Origin of the sequence: Streptomyces bambusae, from assembly GCF_020532645.1 — a bacterium.
GTDB lineage: Bacteria > Actinomycetota > Actinomycetes > Streptomycetales > Streptomycetaceae > Streptomyces > Streptomyces bambusae.
In genome coordinates this window covers 1-2,197 of record NZ_JAJAUZ010000132.1, presented here as the reverse complement: position 1 = coordinate 2,197, position 2,197 = coordinate 1, and the positions used below count along the sequence as shown (strand labels likewise).

Here is a 2,197-nt window from a genome sequence, read left to right as displayed (position 1 = left end):
GGCGCTTGCGGCCGGTAAGCCCACTCCGGCCCGGCCGGCGCCGCGTCCCGCCGTGTCGGCGCCGGGCGGGGGCGGCGCCTGCCCGCACCGTTCGCCCGCCTACCTGGAGCGCGGTATCGCCATGGCGGAGCAGCGCATCGAGGAGGCGTCCGAAGGCATCCACAAGACCGTGTACCGGGTGTTCCTCGCCGTGCTGGCCAAGCACGGACGGTGCGGCTGCCTCACCGACGGGCACATCGGCCGGCTGTTCGCCGCCGCGCAGGGCAAGGGCGAGTCCTTGCGGCACTGCGAGGTCGCCTGGTCCAACGCCGTTGCAGCTTTGGGGATCTGAACATGCCCGAGGACGAGAAGAACCCGGCCCGCGAGGTCATCACCAAGTACGCGCAGGCCCATTTCCGGTACTTCCGCACCGTCGACGGCACCGTCTACGCGCAGCGCAACGGGCACCCCGTGGCCCGGCCGATCCGGTCCCAGGGCACGACCGGCAGCCACCGGCAGGAACTCATGGTCGGTCTGTTCCGCGACGGGGTCGGCGTCTTCAACGGAACCGCCTTGAAGGAGGCACTGGACTTGATCGAAGCACTCGCGCTCACCGAGGACGTCCAGCCCGTTCATATCCGCGTCGCCCCCGGATTCGACGGCGCGACCTGGCTGGACCTGGGCCGCGACGACGGCAAGTCCGTCCGCATCCACCCCACCGGCTGGGACATCCGCACCCCCGACCCCCGTGAGGTGTGCTGGCGGCGCACGCAGCTCACCGGCGAACTCCCCCTCCCCGCCAAGGACACCGACGGCAAGGGCATCGACCTGCTGATGCGCCTGGTCAACTTCTCCTCCGCCCAGAGCGAGGGCCTGGCGCTGGCGTGGCTCGTCGGCTGCCTCGGCCCGGACGTGCCCGTGCCGGCCCCGTTCCTCACCGGCCCCCAGGGCGCGGGGAAGTCCACGGCCGGCAAGATGCTGCTGCGGATCATCGAGGGCATGAGCGGGGACCTGCGCCGCCCGCCCAAGGACGAGGAAAACCTGATCACCGCCGTGGCCGCCGGGTGGATCACCGGCCTGGACAACCTCTCCCACCTCGGCCCCGACCTCTCCGACCTCATGTGCTGCATCGTCACCGGCGCCGAGAACATCAAGCGGGCCCTGTTCACCGACGGCGACGTCGTCCGCTCCCGCTACCGCCGCCCCCTGCTCCTGACCGGCATTGACGTTGGCGTCATCCGCCCCGACCTCGCCGAACGCCTCCTTCCCCTCCGCCTGGAGCGCCCCCGCGTACGGCGCACCGAGGCCGAACTGTGGACGGAGTTCGCGCGGGACCTGCCCGTGATCCTGGGGTCGGTCCTCGACCTCGCTGTCAGCGTCCGCGCCTCCCAGGCCGACATCCCCACCGACTTGCGGATGGCCGACTTCGCGCACCTGTGCGCGCAGCTGGATGCCGCCCGCAGCTTCGGTGCGCTGGATGCCTACCGGTCCAGCCTGGACGACCTGAATGACGACGTCATCGAGGGCGACCTCCTCGCCCAGACCGTCCTCAAGCACGCCGCCGGCGTGGACCCGGGCAGCGAGGTCCGGATGACGTCGTCGGAGTGGCTGCACGCCCTCACTCAGCTCTACAACGGCGAAGGAGAGTTCCGGCCGTTGCCCAAGGGGTGGCCCACCACCGGCAAGGTGCTGTCCGACCGCCTCAAGCGCCTTCAGCCCGTCCTCGCCGCCCGCGGCGTGCTCGTCGACTGGGGCCGCACCAAAGCCGCCCGCTACATCGCCATGCACCGCCCCGCCGCCCCGACCGCGGCCGTGCCTGAGCGGATGTTCTGAACCGCACCCCTGAAAGGGGCGGGCGCACAGGCAAGAGGAGCACCCCCGGCCAAGGCGCGGGGTGCTCCTCTTGTTGTTCCGGCGGCATGCCGCCGCTGCGCAAGGCGCGCCGCGCAGCGGCTCCCCATTCGCGCCCGAAGGCACGCCCGACAACAGGCAGAACCACCCTCTCTTTTCCTAAGAAGAAAGAACCTGCGTCACCCGCGTCACCAGCACCCCGAAAACCGGGCCTGAGCTGCGACGGCGGGGGTGACGCAGACGGCCCGTGGCTGCGTCATCCCGCGTCACCCACGTCACCGGCCCGCGTCACCCGATGACAGCGGTGACACAGGCCGGTGACGCACAACCCGCCCTCGTGTCACTGAAAACCGCAGGTCAAGGCGGC

The 2,197-nt window shown here is 71.0% G+C and carries 1 protein-coding gene and 1 pseudogene; both read left to right on the top strand.

From position 1 onward, the window contains the following. Window positions 1-331: pseudogene (locus tag LG634_RS37490) on the top strand (bifunctional DNA primase/polymerase); the annotation flags it as partial. Between the two features lie 2 nt (window positions 332-333). Beyond that, window positions 334-1,812, top strand: a complete 1,479-nt coding sequence (locus LG634_RS37485) for an AICE element replication initiation protein (protein WP_226741014.1) — start codon at window positions 334-336, stop codon at window positions 1,810-1,812. The last annotated feature ends 385 nt before the right edge of the window (window positions 1,813-2,197 follow it).

Bases quoted from the DNA above. Each gene is read 5' to 3' on its own strand.
- LG634_RS37485 (WP_226741014.1), top strand. From the start codon at position 334: ATGCCCGAGGACGAGAAGAACCCGGCCCGCGAGGTCATCACCAAGTAC.